The 412-nt window shown below is 56.6% G+C and carries 1 protein-coding gene; it reads right to left on the reverse strand.

Annotated elements, in window-relative coordinates; genetic code table 11:
- Nucleotides 1-412 (reverse strand): cadherin repeat domain-containing protein (locus tag JIG40_RS13605; protein WP_199465496.1); only part of this gene is annotated, 412 nt, incomplete at both ends.

Consider the following 412-nt stretch of genomic DNA (forward strand, 5'->3'; position numbering starts at 1 on the left):
CGCCTCGCCGTCACCATCAGTGGCCGACACGGTACCGATCACATACTCATCGCTGCTGTTCTCATCATACGAGAACACATAACGGGGGCCGTCTTCGTTGTCCGGGTCATTCGGGTCGAATACCGGACCAAACTCATCCAGATTCAGCTCACTCAGTTCAACGGTGATGTCCGTTGATTTCTGCTCGCCCAGACCCGCCACTTCTGTCGCGGTCACTACGATATCGTGTACATTGGGCGCGGTTTCGTAATCGTTCGAGAACGCGGTGACACCCGCCGCCGTCAGGCTGATCGCACCGCTGACCGCATCGATCTCAAACAAGGCTTCATTGGCATCGTTGTACACGTTGGTGGTAATGGAATACGTCACCGCCTCGCCGTCACCATCAGTGGCCGACACGGTACCGATCACA

This window comes from Vibrio sp. bablab_jr001, from assembly GCF_016464285.1.
GTDB classification, from domain to species: Bacteria; Pseudomonadota; Gammaproteobacteria; order Enterobacterales; family Vibrionaceae; genus Vibrio; species Vibrio fluvialis.